Origin of the sequence: Carboxylicivirga litoralis, from assembly GCF_025499605.1 — a bacterium.
Lineage (GTDB): Bacteria > Bacteroidota > Bacteroidia > Bacteroidales > Marinilabiliaceae > Carboxylicivirga > Carboxylicivirga litoralis.
The window spans coordinates 141776-163984 of sequence record NZ_JAFMVC010000009.1 but is presented as its reverse complement, the minus strand read 5'-3'; the positions used below and the strand labels follow the sequence as shown (position 1 = coordinate 163984).

Genomic DNA, 22209 nt, shown 5'->3' with positions numbered 1-22209 from the left:
CTAAGCAATGCAACAATCACTAATACGATTTATTCTAATACTATTGCCCATATCAATTTTAGCTTGTAGTAATAATGAGCCGAAATCATCATATGTACCAGATTTTGAAATAAGTGAACACCCAAGCGATGCCAATGTATACGTTTTTGAAAATACAACCGAAGGTGAGCATTTCTTCTGGCGCTGGGAGTTTGGTAATGGTGACCGCACCGATCGGGAGCCGGTGGAAACAAACCCGATAAGCAGTTTTTACCCTGAGAAAGGGACTTACGAGGTAACCTTGACAATCTGGGGTAGTTCTTCAGACCTGGCCGATAATAAGGCGGTGACCAGGCAATTAACTGTTTCAGATGATGTGTTTAACGCGGCTTTTTCTGTAGAGGCTGTGGCTGGAAAGGTCAATACATATGCTTTAAGCAACCAAACAGATGGAGAGTATGAACATATCACCTGGTTGGTGAATGGTAAGGAATTGGAAGAAGCTAACCAAACGGTGGAGGTTTATTTTCCTTTTAAAGGAAAGAATGAAGTGAGTCTTGTGGTTTCTGTTGGTGACTACCAAAAAGAAGTGACAGAAACGGTAGATGTTGCCACTGATGATCCGGATTTTAAATCGCATTATACCTTGGTTTGGAATGATGAATTTGATGGAAATGTTATTGATACCGATAAGTGGAAATTCGAAACCGGACAACATGGCTGGGGCAACAATGAGTGGCAAAACTATACTGATGGTGCTAATGTGGAAGTATCGGATGGTACGCTTAAGATAACTGCCAAACTTGTTGGCGAAGGGCAAAAGGTTGGAGATTATACCTCTACGCGTTTAAACTCAAAGAAGTCATTTACCTATGGTTTATACGAGGTGAAAGCGAAAATGCCGGAAGAGAAAGGGCCTGGTCATTGGCCAGCCATCTGGATGTTGGGCGAATCTATTCAAAATGGGACAAGCTGGCCATTATGTGGTGAGATTGACATTATGGAATATGTTAGCTGGGACCCCAATATGACTTCTTCATCCATTCATACACAAAGCAACAACCATGCACAGGGTAATCCTATTGGTTCGGGGCACTTGCCTTTGGAAACAGCTGAGGAAGAATTTCATGTTTATGGATTTATATGGACTGAGAATTTCCTGCGTTTTTACCGCGATGATGTCGATAATGTGATATTGACCTATAACAAACCGACCAATCCTAATCAGGAAAACTGGCCCTTTGACGAGCCTTTTTATTATTTACTAAATGTAGCTGTAGGTGGTATGTATGGTGGTGTTAATGGGGTTGATGATTCAATATTTCCGGCCAGCATGGAAGTGGATTATGTTAGAGTGTATCAAATAGATTAGAAATAAGAATGTGCTTTTTATAGCAGTGGTCATCCGCTGTTAAAAGCCAAAGGCACATCAATGTAGTTAGCTTGGTTAAACGATGGGCGAAAGGTCTGCTTAACGGAGTTGATCTTTCGTCAGAAAGCACATTCGAGTGGCTAACAGTTCATTCATTTGATCTAAAATACATTGAGCCTTTGGTGATTATAGAATGCAATGCATCTAAATAGTATTTAAAATGAGAATAATACATTGTTTCATAATGCTTCTGTTCGTTATGGCTTGCTCCAAGCAAGTTGACTATCAGTTGGTGTGGAGCGATGAATTTGATTACGCCGGTCTTCCGGATTCAAGCAAATGGTCATACGATACGGAAGGCAATTCCTGGGCCTGGGGTAATAATGAATTACAACATTATACAGCTCAGAAAGCCGAAAATGCATATGTGCAGAATGGCCATTTATTTATATCTGCCCATTTCCAGGAAGGTTTGGAACGACCTTATACCTCCGCTCGCATTAGGTCCAAAGGTAAGGGCGATTGGTTATATGGTCGGGTCGAAGTGCGAGCTAAATTACCGAAGGGCAAAGGCTTATGGCCTTCTGTTGTTATGTTGCCAAGTGAAGGGAGCTATGGACAATGGCCCTTAAGTGGCGAAATCGACATTATGGAACATGTGGGTTATGAACCCGATTCGGTATTTTTTGCTATTCACACCGAGGCGTTCAATCATGTGAAAGGAACCACCAAGGTTAAGGGTGTAGGCTTACCAGAATCACCATCCAAATTTCACAACTATGCGGTGGAATGGACAGGCAATAAATGTGCTTTCTATCTCGACGATACAAAGGTGTATGTATACCGGAAAAAAACGAATGCGACAACGGCGGAGTGGCCTTTTGATAAGCGGTTTCATATCGTCTTAAGCCTGGCCGTTGGCGGTAACTGGGGAGGGATACACGGTATCGAAAATGATATTTTTCCCTGTCAGATGGAAGTGGATTATGTAAGAGTGTATAAAAAAAATAATAAGCGACAGAGGAATGAATAAATTAATACTATCAGTAGTCCTATCAATAGTTTTGATGGCTTGTCAAAATTCGACACATAATAAGCAAGCGGATTCCATCGGCCAAAAGGTAGAGAAGCTGCTTAGTCAGATGACTTTGGAAGAAAAGATTGGACAGATGTGGCAGGTCAATGGTGGTTATGGTCACGATGACAATATTCGGCAAGGTAAGATTGGTTCTATCCTTAATGATGTGGATCCTCAAAACATTAACCGATTGCAAAAAATTGCCCTTGAGGAAAGTCGTCTGGGCATTCCATTGATTATTGCACGTGATGTCATACATGGGTTTAAAACGGTTTTTCCCATTCCATTAGGGCAAGCAGCCAGCTGGAATCCTGAGTTGGTTGAGCAAGGCTGTCGCATAGCCGCTCAGGAAGCGTCATCAACAGGGATTCGATGGACCTTTGCACCCATGATTGACATCAGTCGTGATGCGCGTTGGGGCCGAATTGCGGAGAGCTGCGGGGAAGATCCTTACTTGACCTCAGTATTAGGCGCTGCGATGGTTAAAGGCTTTCAGGGCGATAGTTTAAATAGTGAAACAAGTATTATTGCGTGTGCCAAGCATATGGCTGGCTATGGAGCAGCCGAAGGAGGGCGTGATTACAACACAACACTGATTCCTCCTCGCGAATTGCGGGATGTGTACTTGCCACCGTTCAAAGCGGCGGTTGATGCAGGTGTTCGCACTTTTATGGCAGCTTTTAATGATATTGATGGTGTGCCGGCTACCGGTAACGAATTCCTGTTTCGTCAGGTTTTGCGCAACGAATGGCACTTTGATGGTTTTGTGGTGAGCGACTGGGCCTCACCCTGGGAGATGATTAACCATGGTTTTGTAGCCGATGAAAAAGAAGCAGCCTTGCGAGCCATTAAAGCGGGAGTTAACATGGAAATGGCAACCAGTACCTACAACGATAATATAAAAGTGCTTATCGAAGAAGGGTTATTGGACATCAAAATAATTGACCAGGCGGTACGCGACGTGTTGCGCGTGAAATTTGAAATGGGCTTGTTCGATAATCCGTATGTCGCCGAAGAGAATCAATATCAGTTTGCTAAGCCCAAGTATTTGGAGGCGGCCAAGCTGGCAGCGACACAAAGCATGGTGCTGCTGAAGAATGATAAGAACACTTTACCACTTTCTTTATCAAAGAAAATAGCGTTAATCGGGCCAATGGCGAATCAAGCCTACGAACAGCTAGGTACCTGGATTTTTGATGGTGACAGCACCCTGACAGTGACGCCCCTTAAAGGGCTCCAGGACGTGTTTGGTAAAGATAAGGTAATGTTTGCCGAAGGCATGGCTATCAGCCGTACACGTCATCAGAAAGGCTATAGAAAAGCCATAGAGCAGGCCAAAAAATCTGATGTGATTGTATTTGTTGGGGGTGAAGAATCGATTTTATCTGGTGAAGCGCATTCGCGTGCCAATATTGATTTGCCTGGGGTACAGAACGACTTGATAAAAGAACTTAAAAAAACCGGCAAACCTTTGGTTTTGGTGGTAATGGCAGGTCGTCCGCTAACGATTGGCGCCATTAGTGAATATGCTGATGCAGTCATTTATGCGTGGCACCCAGGCACAATGGGAGGAGCTGCTTTGGCTGATATCATTGCCGGGAACGCCAATCCATCGGGCAAGCTGCCAGTTACCTTTCCCAAAGAAGTCGGGCAAATACCGATGCATTACAACCATAAAAACACAGGTCGTCCGGCCAATCTGGATACCTGGACACAGATGTACGATATTCCGGTTAAAGCCCCGCAGACATCATTGGGTAATGAGTCGCATTACATCGATGCGGGTTTTGAACCACTCTATCCATTCGGATATGGTTTGTCATATACAAGTTTTGTTTATAGCGACATAAGCCTTGATAAAGAAATTTATGCCAAGGATGATATTATTGCAGCAAGCATAAAGGTTAAAAATACCGGTGAGATGGCTGGTGATGAAATTGTGCAGCTTTATGTGCGCGACCTCGTTGGCAATGTATCGCGCCCGGTAAAAGAGTTAAAGGCCTTTAAGCGGATTAGTCTTAATGAGGGAGAGGAAACCACCCTGACATTAACGCTTGATGTGAATGATTTGGCGTTTACGAATGTGGCTATGGAGCGAGTGGTTGAGCCTGGCCAATTCGAGCTGTGGATTGGCGGTGATTCAAACGCCACCTTATCAACATTCTTTAGTGTGAAATAGCCGTTGTTAAGCCTTTTAATGATTGATGAATGAACATAAAAGTGGGGCGTTTCAATTCAATAACATGATTGAGTTATTTAATGGACATATAAAGCTGAGTATTGAGGAGCCACATGAAGGCTATGTTGGCACTCGATTTGACTGGACCGGCAAGGTCGTTCAATTGTGGTGGAAAAACACGCCACTGTGCAGCACTGAATTAGCCGGTAGCAACTCTTTCATGCAAGGAAAAGGTTTCTTTAATGAATTTGGCATTAGTGAAGCCATTGGCTACGATAGTTGCCAACCGGGTGATTATTTTCCAAAAATAGGTGTTGGATTGTTGAAGAAGGAAAATGCAAAGCCATATGATTTCTTTCATCAGTATGATAATCTGCCGTTTGAATTTACAACCAGGATGGAAAATCTATCTGTTACATTAGCATGTATTAACAGGCATCCTCAATCGGCCTTTTATCTCGAAAAAAAGATAAGCCTGACAGATTCTGGTTTTATTATTGATTATCAACTTGAAAACAGGGGGCATCTGGTGTTTAGTACTAATGAATATGTGCATAACTTTCTTTCTCCTGGCAACCGGTTCCTATCAAAGCATACACAACTAAGTATTGGTGATGAGATAAATGCTTTATCATTTAGTGAAGGTCTCAACCCGGGTGACTGCCTGTCTTTTTCTAAAAATCAAATAAGCTGGCAATGTACGCCTGTTTCCGATTTCTTTTTTGAAAACATAGCACAGGTATCAGGCGCCGGTAAGCATTGGACATTACTTGATAAGCAACTAAAGTTAGCCTTGTCAGAACGTGTCGATTTCATACCTCATAAAATTAACCTTTGGGGACGGGCTCATGTGCTTAGTCCCGAACTATTTAAAAACATTAAGCTAATGCCCGGAGAAACGGATCGATGGCAAAGGGTTTTTGAAATTCAAGAAATAGAATAGACTAATTAATTTATAATGAAAACGAGAGAGATCTATTTAGGAAATACGAATTTACATTCAGGTTGCGACCAGGTTGAAGGGCAATTCGTAATTTGTGAAAACGAGAAGTATTATAAGATTAGTAACTATGATCAGATGGACGATTTTTTTATGTCAATCGTCAGCGACTCTGATCATTGGATGTTCTTATCAAGTAATGGTTCACTGTCTGCGGGAAGAAAAGATCGTAACAATGCCTTGTTTCCTTACTATACCGATGATAAAATTCATGACTATAAAGGAATTACCGGTAGTGCCACAGCTATTTTAGTGGAGAAAGATGCTAAAACGTATTTGTGGGAACCATTTGCAACCAACTCAGGCCAGGTATATAAAACTACCCGTAATATATACAAAAGTATTTATGGCAATAAAATCCTGTTCGAGGAAATCAACCACGACCTAGGTTTAAGCTTTAAATATCAATGGGCCAACAGTGAGCAGTTTGGATTTGTTCGTAAGTCAACTATCCAAAATGAAGGTGCTGAGACGCTTAAATTAGAAATTCTGGATGGTATTCGGAATATATTGCCCTATGGAATCGATTATGCATTCCAGAATGAATTCAGCAACCTGCTCGATGCCTACAAAAAGAATGAATTAATAGCCGAAACTGGTCTTGGGTTGTTCTCATTAAGCTCCATTCCTGTAGATCGTGCTGAACCGAGTGAGGCTTTGAAAGCGACCACTGTTTGGTCCTTTGGTTTAAAGGAGCGTCAAATTCTTTTATCGACTAAACAAGTCAATCAATTTAAGAAAGGGCTGGCTATTCGGCAGGAAGAAGATGTGAGAGCCGCACGTGGAACCTACCTGCTCAACGCAACAATGACGCTTAACCCTAAAACATTGAAGAATTGGGGCATTGTAGCCGATATTAATAAAGATGGTGGAGATGTGGCCAACCTGAATCAAATGATTCAGTCAGATAATGCTATTGAAGCTTTAATTGCCAAAGATATTGAGCAAGGCACAAGTAACTTAATAGAAATTGTAGCCGATGCCGATGGCTTACAGTTAGGAAATGATGAGTTGAGTTGCGCCCGTCATTTTTCCAACACCATGTTTAATGTGATGCGTGGTGGTATTTTTAACGATGGCTATAATATTGAATCATCTGACTTTAAATTGTATGTTAATCAGAATAACATTAAAGTAGCAGCTGATGCTGCCACATGGTTAGATGATTTGGCTGAAACACTGACGTATAAACAATTAGTTGAAGCAGCAGAAAAAACGGGCAATGCCGATTTGGTGCGATTGGCTTATGAGTACCTGCCCTTAACATTCAGTCGTCGCCATGGCGATCCAAGCCGCCCTTGGAACCAGTTTTCCATTGAATCGAAGAACGAGGATGGTACGCCGAAACTCAACTATCAGGGTAACTGGCGCGATATCTTCCAGAACTGGGAAGCACTAGGTTTGTCGTATCCTGAGTTTATCGAGGGTATGATTGCTAAGTTTGTCAATGCCTCGACTCCTGATGGTTACAACCCGTATCGCATCACACGCGAAGGTATCGACTGGGAATGCCCCGATCCGCATGATCCATGGGCTTACATTGGCTACTGGGGCGATCACCAGATTATTTACCTTCAGAAACTGTTGGAGCTTTCTGAAAAATACCATCCAGGCAAACTGGATGAGTTATTGAGTAAAGATATTTTTGTGTATGCCAACGTGCCTTATCGCATCAAGTCATATGCCGATATCGTTGCTAATCCGCAAGATACTATCTTATTCGATGCCAAATTAAACGATAAAATAAAAGCTAAGGTAAAAGGCTTAGGAGCCGATGCCCGCATGCTGGAGAACAAAGTTGGAGGTCTTTACCAAGTCAACCTGACGGAGAAAATTTTGGTGACTTTATTGGCTAAGCTAAGCAACTTCATTCCCGAAGCCGGTATCTGGTTAAACACCCAACGCCCGGAGTGGAACGATGCCAATAATGCTTTGGTGGGAAGCGGAGTGTCCATGGTGACATTATATTACATCCGCCGTTTCCTTAAATTCTGGACTGATAAACTGGCGGTCACGACCCATAAGGAATTAAGGGTTTCTGAAGAAGTGAAAGTCTTGTTGGAAGCCATCAATACATTGTTTGTCGACAATGTTAAGCTGCTTAAAAAAGGCTTTACAAAAGCAGAAAGAAAACATTTTGCCGATGTATTAGGTAAAGCGGGAGAAACCTATCGAAACAGTATTTATCAACAATCGTTTAGCGAAACCAAAGCAAGCATCACTGCAGAAGAATTAAAACAGTTTATGGATGTGGCTCTGGCTTATATGGACCAATCTATCAGGGCTAATAAACGGGCCGATGGTTTGTACCATGCCTACAATTTGCTGGCATTCGATGATGAGGGTGTGTCGGTGCGTTACTTGTACGAAATGCTGGAAGGTCAGGTGGCTGTGTTAAGTGCCGGTTACTTAAATGGGGAAGAAACTTTAGGGTTGATGGATGCCTTAAAGACAAGTGCACTTTTCCGCGAAGACCAATACAGCTATATTCTTTATCCCGATCGTCAGTTGCCACTGTTTATTGAGCGAAATTCGATTCCGGCCGATAAGGTTGAAAGCTCTGAACTATTAAAGCAATTGGTTGAGGACAACAACATCAGCGTGTTGTCGCAGGATAAGCTGGGTAATTATCACTTCAATGGCACCATTCGCAATGCCGATGATTTAACTCACGCAATTGATGGACTTGATGCAACTAAATATGGTCAGTTAATTGCACGATGCAAAACAGCCGTATTAGCCATTCATGAGGAGATGTTCGACCATCAGTCGTTTACTGGTCGTTCGGGCACCTTTTATGGTTACGAAGGCTTGGGAAGCATCTACTGGCACATGGTGTCAAAGCTCTTGCTGGCTGTTCAGGAAAATTACTTTGCTGCTATTGAAGCCAATGCTGATAAGACAATATTAGGCCGCCTAAAAGACCATTATTACGAAATAAAAGCCGGTATCGGATTAAATAAGTCACCAAAATTATACGGTGCTTTCCCAACCGATGCCTATTCGCATACACCTGGCGGAGCAGGAGTGAAGCAGCCAGGAATGACAGGTCAGGTGAAAGAGGATGTGATGACGCGCATGGGCGAATTGGGTGTGCATGTTGAAAACGGCCAAATCACTTTTAATACCGCATTGTTTAATCCCGATGAGTTGCTTTTAACACCTGAGCTGTTTCAGCATTTCGATGCTTTGTACAATCAGGAGCAAATTAACCTGGAAGCTGGACAGCTTGGTTTTACAGTTTGTAAAGTACCCGTGGTTTATTCAAAAGCTAATGTTAATGAGGTCGTGATTAATATGAAGGACGGTGAACAAAAACGCTTCGATGGATTAACCATAGATGCAGCAACGTCTGCATTGATTTTTAATAGAAGTACTGAGCTTAAATCTATACAAGTAACCTTTAAATAAATCGATGAAGGCAATTAAAATAGCACGTGAAGACAAGGTTCCAACCTTTCAGAAAGTAACCTTTGGTTCGGGGCATTTGGCCAACCAATTATTTCCGGCAGCACTAACGATGTGTATGGCTGTTTTAGTAATGTCACTGGGAATGAGTCCTATTTTGGTGGGTACCCTGTTGGCCGTACCACGAATAATTGATGCCATCACTGATCCCTTGATGGGATACATTTCGGATAACACCAAATCGAAATGGGGCAGAAGAAAACCTTATATTTTGGTGGGTAGTGTGATCGCAGGGGTGTCGTATATGATTATGTGGCAATTAAATCCTGAAAACAGTGAGTTATATAACTTCTTCTATTTTCTGATTGTATCCATTTTCTTTTACATCGGTTACACCATTTTTGCTACGCCTTTAATTGGTTTGGGCTACGAAATGACACCTGATTATAATGAGCGCACGCGCCTCATGGCTATTTCACAGTTTATGGGGCAGATTGCCTGGGTGATTGCTCCCTGGCTTTGGGTTATTATTTATGAGCCAACAATTTTTGAAAGTGCGCCACAAGGTGCCAAAACAATCGCCATATGGGTGGGGGTTATATGTATGGTTCTTGGAATCTTACCGGCCCTATTCAATAAAGAAATAATTGTACCTGAACAGGACAAGGCGCGTAATTTATCCGGAGCCGAATTAAAGGAAAACATCAAGGAATTTTTTAAGGGGATAAAACTAACCATTGTTAATAAACCCTTTTTAAAATTATGTGCAGCTACATTTCTTATTTTCAATGGTTTTCAGATTATTGCCCAGTTTGCAATGTATATCATTGTTTACTTCTGGTTTAATGGAAATCAGGAGTCAGCCAATATCTGGGTCGGGCTTTTTGGAACGGCAAGTGCCCTGGGAACCATGTTTATCGTTATCCCAATCATCACTAAAATTGCCGAAAAGTATGGGAAGAAGAAGGCGTTCATCATTGCTACTTTATTATCTTTTGTGGGCTATATATTAAAATGGTGGGGATTTAACTATCCCGAAATCCCGTGGTTGATGTTTATGCCTATTCCATTTTTATCGTTTGGTATTGGGAGTTTATTCACACTGATGATGTCGATGACAGCCGATGTGTGCGATTTAGATGAGTTAAATACCGGCGAGCGCCGTGAGGCCATGTTTGGAGCTGTATATTGGTGGATGACCAAAATTGGTCAATCAATAGCCATGTTTCTAAGTGGTGTGGTGTTGCATTACATTGGATTTAATGAAGATATAAAAGTACAGTCGGCCGAGGCCATGACAAGGCTTCGTATTGCCGACATAGTCATTCCAATCATCTTCGGAATCATTGCCATTATTGTCATGAAGAATTACGATTTGACCGAAGAAAAGGCGAATGAAATTAAAGAACAATTGATTGCCCGCAGAGGAAAAGTGAAACATCAGGGAGAATAATCATAAAGAGAAGCTATGAACAATATTTATACAGTGATAACCGGATTTTTGTTATTGACCTTGGCCGCCTGTAACAACTCAACAAATGATTATAAGCTTGTGTGGCAGGATGAGTTTGATTATGTTGGATTACCCGATTCGAGTAAATGGGCTTATGACCAGGAAGGTAATGTACATGGTTGGGGCAACCAGGAAGCCCAGTTTTACACAAAAGCACGTCAGGAAAATGCCTGGGTCGATGATGGTAAATTGCATATTACAGCCATTCATGAGCCTTTTGAAGATAAAGAGTTTACCTCGGCTCGATTAATGTCGAAAGCCGACTGGCAGCACGGCAAAGTGGAAGTTAGAGCGCGTTTGCCCAAGGGTGTTGGTACCTGGTCGGCCATTTGGATGATGCCCGGTGGCTGGACCTTTAATGATGGTAACTGGCCCAACATCGGTGAGATTGATATTATGGAACACGTGGGTTATGATTTGGGAGTTATCCATGCTTCGGCGCATTCCAAAGATTACCAGTGGCAAACCGGCACACAGCAAACTGCCACGTTAAAAGTGCCCGATGTGGATACGCAATTTCATAATTATATTCTGGAATGGACGCCCGACACCATGAAAGCTTTTGTCGATAATCAGCAATACTTTGTTTATGGTAATGAAGGTTTGGGCGTTGATAAATGGCCTTACGAAAAACCATTTTATCTGCTCCTGAATGTGGCTGTTGGTGGTGCGTGGGGGAGCGTTAACGGGATTGATACATTGGCATTTCCTCAAACGATGGAAATTGACTATGTAAGGATTTATCAAAAATAAACATTAAAGCCTGTCCAAATGAATACTACAGCAGCTAAACTATCTATCAAAGAAAAAATTGGCTACAGCCTAGGAGACGCCGCTTCCCATTTTGTTTGGGATATGGTAGGTTTCTGGATTCTAATATTTTATACCGATACATTTGGCATCTCTGCAGCAGCAGCGGGTACCATTATGTTGATTGCGCGTGTGTGGGATATGATTAATGATCCATTAATGGGTGTAATTTCAGATCGCACCAATACACGCTGGGGAAAATTTCGCCCCTATATTTTATATACGGCTGTACCATACGCTATTTTAGCTGTTTTAACCTTCACAACCCCCGATTTAAATCAAACCGGAAAAATTATCTGGGCAGCTGTTACTTATTTTATGCTGATGACAGCCTACACGGCTATTAACTTGCCATATTCGTCGCTTATGGCAGTAATGACTTCAGACTCTAATGAACGTGCCGGCATTAATACCTATCGCTTTATCAGTGCTTTTTCTGGTCAGTTAATTGTGACCGGGCTGGCTTTGTCCATGGCTATTTATTTTGGAAAAGGAGAGTTTACCACCAGTATCGTCACGCAATCGTTAAAAGGAGGAAAGGCTGAAGTGGTGAACAGCGATAGCATTCGTTACCAGCTTAAGCCAGGTTTTGTTGGTATTGACACCTTGGTTTATTCAATTGAAGACACGGATGCCAAATCAGCACAAGGTCTGTTGTATGTGGTGGTGCAACCAGCCGCCAACGATACGTTAGCTTATGGCGCCTCCATCGCAGCTTTTGACTCCACCAGCATCAAATCACGCGAAGGAATGGCCAGTGTTATATCTTATCCTATGGCTCGCGAAGATGTGCATTACATCAGCGCCGACACAAAAGAAACGGTTATTGATGTGCGAGCCAATGACAATACGGTTGATAAGGCTAAAGGCTACCAGTATACCCTAATGGTTCTGGGGCTTTTAAGTGTCGTGTTTTTCCTAATAACATTCTATTCAACAAAAGAGCGGGTGACGCCACCTTTGGTTCAGAACCAGTCCATATGGTCCGATATTAAAAATTTAGGTTCGAATCGCCCCTGGATTATTTTAGCTTTGGTGGGCATTGTTTCATTTATCATGTTTGCGCTTCAAAACCTGTCTATTGCTTATTATTTTAAGTATTACATAGGAACCGAAGAAAACGTTCAGCTATTTAATGTAGTCAGCAGTATTGCCTTGATTGTTGGACTTCCGATAGCCAAACCTCTGGCTAAACGGTTTGGTAATCGTAACGTTTTTATGGCCAGTACCATTTTGTCAGGCATCTTCTTTGCTCTGTTGTATATACCCGAAGCCGGTGATTATACCCTGATTTATATCTTCAATATCTTGGCCAAATTCACGTATGCACCTGCGGTGGTATTGCTTTGGACGATGTTGGCCGATACAGCTGATTATACCGAATGGAAAACTGGTCAACGTGCAACCGGTTTGGTATTCTCGGCAGCCACCTTTGCCCAAAAAGCCGGATGGGGCATAGGTGGTGCATTGGCTGGTTGGCTATTGGTGTTGTTTAAGTTTGAGGCCAATGCTGTGCAAACCGAATCGACTATCAACGGCATCAAATTAATGATATCTGTAATTCCGGGTATCCTTTATATTTCATGTGCGGCCCTTTTGTATTTCTATACCATCGATAAGAAGACCTGTGAAATAATGCAGGTTGAATTAGAAGAAAAACGCGCTCTGGAAAACAACTAAACAAGGCTAAATGAGGTTTGTAACACTATCTATATTATTCCTTTGTGTTGAGATATCTGTAACTGCTCAGGTGGGTAATCTTATTTGGCAAGACGATTTTACCGCGGAGCAGTTGGATTTATCAAAATGGAATATTGAAACTGGTACAGGCGTTAATGGCGATTTTGGAACAGGCCAGCTAGACAGGGCCACCGATCGTATAGAGAATATTAGCTTCCAGGACGATGTGCCAGGGGCCGATAACGGATGTTTGGTCATTACCACGCGAAAGGAGTTTTATGTTGACAGAGATTATACCAGCGGACGAATCAATACAGCTGGTAAAGGAGCCTGGGGACCCGGGCATCGTATTATGGCAAGCATTTATCCCCGCGATGTCCGTCAAATGGGGCAGGGTTTTGCATTTTGGATGATGCCCAATGAAATTCCCGATGGATGGGATTACCTTATGTGGCCGCAAGGAGGCGAAATTGACATCATGGAATATGTTGGTTCCATTCCCTATCATAATCTGGGAAGTGTGCATTATGCCTGGTTTTGGGAAAATAACCAATGGCAATCCTGGAATCATGGTTACCAGGGTTTTTATTATAGCTACGAAAATAAAGAAGTGCCCAACCCGATAGAACCGGGATATGGAGGATATCCTGCATCCAAAGAGGATGCTAATGCCGGATGTAACGGTTTTCATACTTATGGTATCGACTGGTACAATGACCGGATAGCTTTTCATGTTGATGAAAACATCTATCACATCCATTTTTTAAGCGACGGTGGTGCCTTTGCTACTGATGGAGAGGATGAAAAAGCGATACGGCAGATTGACGCAAAGCGTGTGGGCGTGTCTGAATACTCCAATCACTTTACCGAGTGGTATCCGTTTAAGCACGAGATGTATGTAATTATAAGTGCCGGGGTTGGTGGCAGCTCGTCAAGTTATGGAGGTGCCATTGTGCCTGAGGCTGAATTTCCCTGTTCAGTGTTTATTGACTGGGTAAAAGTTTATGAGCTAAACGCCAATACTCACATTGAAAATCAGACAGAGCAAAGCACGTTTACTTGTTTTCCAAATCCGGCCTGTGATAAACTGTTAGTTGAGTTGGAGAAGTATGGTCATCAGGAGTTAAAACTGATTGACCTGACCGGAAAAGTGGTTTTAACTCAAACGATTAATTATTCGGCCACCATTGATATTTCGGATTTGGAAAAAGGACTTTATCTGGTAACACTCAACGATGGGAAACTAACACAATCGAAGAAACTAATAGTGAATTGAGGATGCATTTTACTAACGAAAAACATAACGATTATAAATTCAGAATTATGAAAAAAATACTCGTGCTTTCGATATTCATATCAACAAGCTGGTTTATGAATGCACAAGAACAGGACTTGAAAACAAAGGTGGATGAGTTGGTTTCACAGCTCACACTTGAAGAGAAAGTATCCCTTTGTTCCGGCCGCGATGACTGGAGCTCTCAACCGATTGAACGATTAAATATCCCCTGGATTTGGATGGCTGACGGACCACATGGCTTACGACGTGCACCAGCCACCAACAAAGCTGGCTATGGCGATCAGCATCCGGCGACTTGTTTTCCAACAGCATCGGCCTTATCGGCTACGTGGGATACGGATTTGATTTATCAGGTAGGACAAGCTTTAGGGGAAGAGTGTCAGGCATTAGGTGTTAATGTGCTATTAGGTCCTGGTGTCAATATTAAACGCTCAGTTTTGGGTGGACGCAATTTTGAATATTTCTCAGAAGATCCGGTTCTTTCTGGTGAACTTGGAGCTGCTTACATCAATGGTGTTCAAAGTCAGGGAGTAGGCACGTCGCTAAAACACTTTACGGCCAATAATGTAGAAACCATGCGTATGTATATGAACTCCGATGTAGATAAACGTACGCTGCACGAAATATATCTAACACCATTTGAAATAGCGGTCAAAAAAGCTCAACCATGGACAGTGATGGCCTGCTATAACCGCGTACAAGGAGTGTATGGCACGCAAAATCCATACTTATTAACCAAGATGTTGAAAGAAGAATGGGGGTTTGAAGGCATTGTTATCTCCGACTGGTTCGCTGTTGTTGATCGGGTAGAAGCTTTAAAATCAGGCATGCACATTGAAATGCCACATGTGAGTGATGTTAACGATGAGATATTACTTCAGGCAGTGAAAGATGAATTGGTTGATGAGGAAGTGTTGGATAATTTGGTGAAAGAAATATTAATGGTTGTTCTAAAAGCCAAATCTTTGGAGCGCGATGAGGTGGATCAGAATGTGGTGGCACATCACCAATTGGCTCGTGAGGTGCATGGTCAGGCCATTACCTTGTTGAAGAATGATGATGCCATATTACCAATCAGTAAAAAGAAATACAAGACCATTGCTGTCATTGGCGAGTTTGCTACCAACCCTCGTTATCAGGGCAATGGAAGTTCAGAAGTAAAACCAACACAGTTGGATAATGTACTCGATATCATCAGAAATGAATATGGAAAAGGCATTAAGATCAAATATGCACAGGGTTATAATTTGAAAAATGATACAGATTATTCGATGATCAAGGAAGCGGTTCAACTGGCCAAAGAAAGCGATATTGCGCTGGTTTTTGCCGGATTACCATTGCATTATGAATCGGAAGGTATTGACCGTAAGCATATCGACATGCCAGCGGCACACAATAAACTGATGGCTGAAGTGGCTAAAGTACAGGTTAATACGGTAGCCGTATTAACCAATGGTAGTGCGGTGGCCATGCCGTGGATAAACGAAGTGTCTGCTGTATTAGAGACTTGGTTAGGTGGCCAGGCAGGTGCAGGCGCTGTGGCAGATGTGTTGTTTGGTGCTGTTAACCCATCGGGTAAATTAGCGGAAACATTTCCTATTAAATTAGCCGATACCCCGGCTTCGTTTAACTTCCCGGGAGAGCAAGGCAATGTTATCTATGGTGAACGCATTTTTGTTGGCTACCGTTATTACGATGAGAAACAGATCGAACCACTGTTTCCTTTCGGACACGGCTTATCTTACACCAGTTTCGAGTATTATGATTTAAAAGTTTCATCCAAAACAATTAATGATAAGGATATTCTAAAAGTCAGCCTGAAAGTAAAAAATACAGGTTCGGTTGCCGGAAAAGAAATTGTTCAGTTATATGTTAATGATACAGAGAGTACCCTTCAACGTCCTGAAAAAGAATTAAAATACTTCGCGAAAGTAGACTTGCAACCCGGTGAGGCTAAAGAACTAACATTCGAATTATCTGGTCGCGATTTCTCTTATTACGATGCCAAGCGTGATAGATGGATTGCCGAAAGTGGTGATTTTAAGCTACTGATAGCAGCATCATCACGTGACATCCGTTTGCAAGAAACCATTGCATTGGAGTCGACGCAGCAAATACCATTGATGGTTGATAAATATACGTTCGCCAAAGAATTATGGGATAATGCTGAAGCTCGTGAATTGCTTAAAGAGTATATGCCTAACTGGATAAAGGGATGGACACCCGAGGGAAAAACAATGGATGAAGCTAATATACCAGGCTTTTTTATGGAACATCCTTTAATTAAATTCCCTTATATCACCCATAATGAAATAACACATGACGAGGTGAAGGAGTTAATCGAGCGTTGCAATAAAATTACATATACGCCAAGTTATCGCACATTCAAAGAGGTAGAAAACGTTTCGTTTTAAAAGAAAACTATAAAAACTCATGAGTCCGGTTATTACACTTTGAGGTAAAACGTTGCCATTTTAAAAATTGAAACAAGAATAATCGCAGATTCTAATTCAAGCCGGACTCATTTTTTTGTAGGTATAGTTAACAATTGCTATGACGAATAAATACATATGCAACATAAAGCGAGCTAGTTATAGTAGTAATTTTGATGTTCATTAATAAAATAATAGCGCAATGAAGTATTTCCTAATTTTGAGCCTTTTGTTCTTTGGTGCGGTGGTCTCTGCCCAAAATCTGGATAAAGTTGAAAATCAGATTGATGAGATTATTAAAGAACTGACACTGGAGGAAAAGGTGAAGATGTGTCATGCTCAATCTAAATTTAGTTCACCCGGAGTGGAGCGTTTAGGTATTCCCGAGATATGGATGTCGGATGGGCCGCATGGGGTTCGTGCCGAAATAGAATGGGACAGTTGGAGCTATGCTGGCTGGACCAATGATTCGTGTACTGCTTTCCCTGCTTTAACCTGTTTAGCTGCGACGTTTAATCCGGAGTTGGCTCGCAAATATGGTGTTGCCATTGGCGAAGAGGCTCGCTATCGGAAAAAAGATATATTATTGGGGCCTGGTGTCAATATTTATCGCACACCCTTAAACGGTCGAAACTTCGAATACATGGGTGAAGATCCGTATTTAGCCTCTGTGATGTGTGTACCTTATATTCAGGGAGTGCAAACAAATGGTGTGGCTGCCTGCGTGAAACATTATGCGCTCAACAACCAGGAAGTATGGCGCGATCATATCAATGTGAAGGTCAGCGATCGTGCATTACACGAAATTTACCTGCCTGCTTTTAAAGCAGCTGTGAAAGAAGGCAAGGTATGGTCCATCATGGGCGCTTATAACAAATACAACGGACAGCACACCAGTCATCATAAAGTATTAATCAATGATATACTCAAAGGCGATTGGGGCTTTGATGGTGTTGTGGTTACCGACTGGGGAAGTGCGCATGACACCCAAGAAGCTGCGCTCAACGGTCTGGATATTGAAATGGGTACAGGTACCGATGGGTTAACTTCTTCAAAAGAAAATGCTTACGATTATTATTACCTGGCTAAGCCTTTCTTAGAATTATTGAAAAACGGTGAGATTGATGAAAGTGTCGTTGATGATAAAGTACGTCGTATTCTGCGTTTGATGTACCGCACTAATATGAATCAAACGCGTCCTTTAGGCCGTAAAGCTAACCAACAGCATTTTGATGTTGCTCGCGAAGTAGCACAGGAAGGTGTTGTTCTATTGAAGAATAAAAACAGCTTCTTTCCGCTCAACCCTGAAACTACTCAAACCATAGCCGTGATTGGAGAAAATGCCACACGCATGATGACCATTGGTGGTGGATCATCAGAATTAAAAACAGTTCATGAGATTTCGCCATTAGAGGGCATTAAAAAGCGTTTTGCCAATGCTACAATTACGCATGCTATGGGCTACTCATCAGGCCCTTCAGCCTATGGGCGCGTGATACCATCTCACCTAAGCCAGGATTCACTAAAACGAGCCGCTATTGCAACAGCTCGACAGGCCGATATCGTTTTGTTTGTTGGTGGTTTAAACAAGAATCACGAACAGGATTGTGAAAATGGTGATCGAACAGGCTTAAACCTACCGTTTGGTCAGGATGCTTTACTCGATGAGATAATGGCTGTCAATAATAATGTGGCGGTTGTTCTGGTTAGCGGTAACGCCGTTGCCATGCCGTGGAAGACAAAGGCACAAGCCATTGTTCAGGCTTGGTACCTGGGTAGCGAAACAGGTCATGCCATAGCTGATGTGTTATCTGGTGATGTGAACCCATCGGGTAAGCTGCCAATGACATTCCCTGTTAAGTTGGAAGATAATGGTGCGCATGCCTTCGATCCGTTATCTTATCCGGGCGATGGTGTTGACCAGGTGTATAAAGAAGATATTTTGGTTGGTTACCGCTGGCACGATACTAAAAAGATAAAACCATTGTATGCATTCGGCTATGGTTTGTCATATACCTCGTTTAAAATCAATTCGGCCACAACTGTAAGTAATAGTTTTAAGGCTGATGATGTGGTTAAAATAAAGGTGTCGGTAAGTAATACAGGTGATGTTGATGGAGCAGAGGTTGTTCAGGTGTATGTGAAAGATGTTAAGTCGTCTGTCATGCGGCCAGCGAAGGAACTAAAAGCCTTTAAAAAGGTGAAGCTGGCAGCTGGCGAAACAAAAAAGATTGAATTAGAGTTGCCAGTTAATTCTTTTGTTTTCTACGATGAGAGCATTAACGACTGGAAGCTTGAAAAAGGGGCTTATCACTTGTTGGTTGGTACGGCATCGAACCAAATTAAGAAGACGCTTAAAATAGAGGTTCAGTAATTAAATTTCTTATTGGGGATAATTCACTTAAAAAAAACATATTACCATTATTTAGCATGTATAAAACTATTTTTTTCGTAGTTATTCTGGGGGTATTAGTTGGTTGTTCTTCAAAATGGAAATGCACAGAAACCGATGATGGTTTTAATATTGTGCAGAACAATAATGGTGTAACCTTGAGTTATTCGCCCTATTCGGGAGTGAGCATTATTGAAGACAATGGCTATGCTTTTAAAGACTTAAATAAAAATGGAGGATTAGATGCTTACGAAGATTGGCGCTTACCGGCTGAAGAAAGAGCCAAAGATTTGGCTTCTAAATTGTCAATAGAAGAGATTGCAGGTTTAATGTTATACAGTAATCATCAGTCAGTACCAGCTACCTACATGGGTAAATACGATGGTAAGGAATACAAGGAGGCCAATGTGCCTGCCAGCACCCTTACCGATGAACAGAAAAAATTCTTGTTAGAAGATAATTTGCGACATATTCTGGTTACTGGTGTTGAAAATGCTAAAGTAGCTGCCCAATGGAATAACAAAGTACAAACGCTTGTAGAGGGCTTTGGTTTTGGTATTCCAGCTAATAATAGTTCTGATCCAAGACACGGAGCGCCTTCTGATGCAGAGTTTTTTGCCGGAGCCGGGGGTGATATTTCACGTTGGTCGCAGTCTTTAGGTCTGGCAGCAAGCTTTGACCCTGAGCTGGTCCGAAAATTCGGTGAAGTGGCCGCCATTGAATACCGGGCACTGGGTTTAACAACCGCTTTATCGCCACAGGTCGATATTTCTACCGACCCACGTTGGGATCGTTTTGTTGGAACTTTTGGTGAAAGCCCACAGCTGTCAGCCGATATGGCAAAAGCTTATTGTGAAGGTTTCCAATATAGCTCACCTGATAAAGTAATTGAAGATGGATGGGGCTATGAAAGTGTCAATGCGATGGTTAAGCATTGGCCTGGAGGTGGCTCTGGCGAAGGAGGTCGAGATGCACATATGGGTACTGGTAAGTATGGTGTTTTTCCAGGTAAGAATCTGGAAGATCATAAAAAGCCGTTTTTAGATGGAGCTTTTAAGCTCGATAACAAGACAAAGATGGCTTCTGCTGTAATGCCTTATTATACAATATCCTATAATCAGGATCCATCGGGAAAGAATGTCGGGAATGGTTTCAGCGAGTATTTGATAAAAGATCAGTTAAGAGGGAAATATGGATACGATGGTGTTGTATGCACCGATTGGGTAATTACGGGCGATGCGCCCATAAAATACATACATGCCGGTAAACCCTGGGGTATTGAAACACTTAGTGAAGCCGAAAGACATTATTTGGCTTTAATGGCGGGCATTGACCAATTTGGAGGTAATAATCAATCAGGTCCGATTATTGAAGCTTATGAAATGGGCGTTAAAGAGCATGGTGACGCATTTATGCGTCAACGTATGGAGCAATCAACAGTGCGCTTACTAAAGAATATTTTTAGAGTTGGACTGTTCGAAAACCCTTATTTATCGCCAAAAAAGTCGGACGCTATTGTTGGAAAGCCTGAATTTATGCAGTTGGGTTATGAGTCGCAATTAAAGTCTGTTGTTTTGCTAAAAAACAAAAACAAACTGCTACCGCTTCAAAAGAAAACCAAAGTATACATTCCATCGATTAAGGCGTTTAAAAGAGATTTTTTTGGAGGAGATGCTTTCACGGTTAATGATGGTATCAACAAAGCAATTGCAGCCAAGTATTTTAAAGTGGTTGATACACCTGAAGAGGCCGATGTGGCACTTGTAATGATGAATTCACCTTATAACCTTCAGATACGTTCAGGATTTGATATCACAGATTTTGAGAATGGAGGAAACGGATATGTACCTATTACCTTGCAGTATAAAGAATACACGGCTCATGCAGCTCGCGAAAGAAGTTTGGCTTTCGACTCCAATGAGCATGAGGCAACTCGTTCGTACAAAGGAAAATCGGTGTTGGCTAAAAATCATGAGCAGCTTGATGTGTTGCTTAATACAAAGAAGGCCATGGGAGATAAACCGGTAGTGGTCATTATTAATAGCTTTAACCCGACAGTTGTAGCGGAGTTCGAATCGCAGGTTGACGGGTTGTTATTGCATTTCAGAAATCAGGATCAGGCTTTACTCGATGTAATTTCCGGTGCCTATGAGCCAAGCGGCTTACTTCCTTTTCAGATGCCTTCGAGCATGGAAACGGTTGAAAAACAATTAGAAGATGTACCATTTGATATGGATTGTTATGTGGATAGCGAAGGGCATAAATATGAATTCACCTTTGGTATGAATTGGTCGGGCGTGATTAGTGATGAACGAGTGAAGAAATACGCAAAATAGAGATTAAAGGGTTTTCATCTGTTGATAGATTAATCCTTTATTAAAAAGCATAATTTTAAAATATAACTATCAGATTTTCAATACCAAACAGAATGAGTGATAGGTAGATGGTAAAGTTGAAATGCGGAGTTAGGTGAGAAGTTGACAAATGTTCAAATAGGTGTGTTAATAAGCATTTGGCTGAATAGTATACGTTTGCATTGAATTTTATGGTAATTTTTGATTTGATAATCAGAAACAGACTCATAATGAAAATTTCTCATCAATTAAATGCCTCTCAGCTTTACGCCTTAGTTCTAGTTCGCGTTTTGTTAGGCTGGTATCTGCTCTACGAAGGGCTAGCCAAATTATTAAACCCGCACTGGTCATCCTTTGGTTATCTTAAAAGTGCACAAGGCATTTTTAGTAACACTTTTCATACCCTGGCAGACAATCCACAAACCCTCGAAATTGTTAATCAATTGAATATATGGGGCTTGATGGCTATTGGTTGTGCGCTTATTCTTGGTATCTTCGGTCGTTTTACCTCATTGGCAGGTGTTTTTCTTATTTTATTATACTACCTGGCGCATCCTCCGTTAATACATGTCAACGAAGTGTTAATGACGAATGAGAATACCTTATGGGTAGATAAGAATCTCATTTTCATAGCCATTCTTATCGTATTGTACTTGTTTCCAACCAGTCGGGTTATTGGAATCGATCGTTTTATCTGTCACAAAAGACCTTAATT

At 41.8% G+C, this 22209-nt stretch carries 13 protein-coding genes; all 13 read left to right on the top strand.

Annotated elements, in window-relative coordinates:
• Positions 1–7 precede the first annotated feature (7 nt).
• The 13 genes from J1N10_RS10685 to J1N10_RS10625 all read left to right on the top strand — a co-directional run bounded on the left by J1N10_RS10685 (position 8) and on the right by J1N10_RS10625 (position 22207).
• Positions 8–1351, top strand: a complete 1344-nt coding sequence (locus J1N10_RS10685) for a glycoside hydrolase family 16 protein (protein ID WP_262326693.1) — start codon at positions 8–10, stop codon at positions 1349–1351.
• A 244-nt stretch (positions 1352–1595) separates the two neighbouring features.
• Positions 1596–2384 (top strand): glycoside hydrolase family 16 protein, encoded by a 789-nt coding sequence (locus J1N10_RS10680; protein WP_262326692.1) that lies wholly within the window; start codon positions 1596–1598, stop codon positions 2382–2384.
• Positions 2377–4608: a beta-glucosidase BglX gene (gene bglX / locus J1N10_RS10675; protein ID WP_262326691.1), complete on the top strand. Its 2232-nt coding sequence runs from the start codon at positions 2377–2379 to the stop codon at positions 4606–4608. The genes J1N10_RS10680 and bglX overlap by 8 nt, the downstream gene beginning before the upstream one ends.
• Positions 4609–4672: 64 nt before the next feature.
• The gene (locus tag J1N10_RS10670) at positions 4673–5551 is read left to right on the top strand and encodes a hypothetical protein (RefSeq protein WP_262326690.1); all 879 of its coding nucleotides are present in this window, start codon (positions 4673–4675) and stop codon (positions 5549–5551) included.
• Between the two features lie 15 nt (positions 5552–5566).
• On the top strand, positions 5567–9019 hold the full coding sequence (locus J1N10_RS10665; RefSeq protein ID WP_262326689.1) for a hypothetical protein: 3453 nt from the start codon (positions 5567–5569) through the stop codon (positions 9017–9019).
• A 4-nt stretch (positions 9020–9023) separates the two neighbouring features.
• Entirely contained in the window at positions 9024–10469 is a 1446-nt protein-coding gene (locus tag J1N10_RS10660) for an MFS transporter (RefSeq protein ID WP_262326688.1), read from the top strand.
• Between the two features lie 15 nt (positions 10470–10484).
• On the top strand, positions 10485–11282 hold the full coding sequence (locus J1N10_RS10655; protein ID WP_262326687.1) for a glycoside hydrolase family 16 protein: 798 nt from the start codon (positions 10485–10487) through the stop codon (positions 11280–11282).
• 18 nt (positions 11283–11300) lie between these two features.
• A complete protein-coding gene (locus J1N10_RS10650; protein ID WP_262326686.1) occupies positions 11301–13019 on the top strand; it encodes an MFS transporter in 1719 nt (572 codons plus the stop codon).
• 10 nt (positions 13020–13029) lie between these two features.
• The gene (locus J1N10_RS10645) at positions 13030–14295 is read left to right on the top strand and encodes a T9SS type A sorting domain-containing protein (protein WP_262326685.1); all 1266 of its coding nucleotides are present in this window, start codon (positions 13030–13032) and stop codon (positions 14293–14295) included.
• Between the two features lie 47 nt (positions 14296–14342).
• On the top strand, positions 14343–16730 hold the full coding sequence (locus tag J1N10_RS10640; protein WP_410053444.1) for a glycoside hydrolase family 3 C-terminal domain-containing protein: 2388 nt from the start codon (positions 14343–14345) through the stop codon (positions 16728–16730).
• A 220-nt stretch (positions 16731–16950) separates the two neighbouring features.
• Positions 16951–19122: a glycoside hydrolase family 3 C-terminal domain-containing protein gene (locus J1N10_RS10635; protein WP_262326683.1), complete on the top strand. Its 2172-nt coding sequence runs from the start codon at positions 16951–16953 to the stop codon at positions 19120–19122.
• Between the two features lie 56 nt (positions 19123–19178).
• A complete protein-coding gene (locus J1N10_RS10630) occupies positions 19179–21476 on the top strand; it encodes a glycoside hydrolase family 3 protein (protein ID WP_262326682.1) in 2298 nt (765 codons plus the stop codon).
• 248 nt (positions 21477–21724) lie between these two features.
• Complete coding sequence (locus J1N10_RS10625; protein ID WP_262326681.1) at positions 21725–22207, top strand: DoxX family membrane protein; 483 nt, start codon at positions 21725–21727, stop codon at positions 22205–22207.
• The last annotated feature ends 2 nt before the right edge of the window (positions 22208–22209 follow it).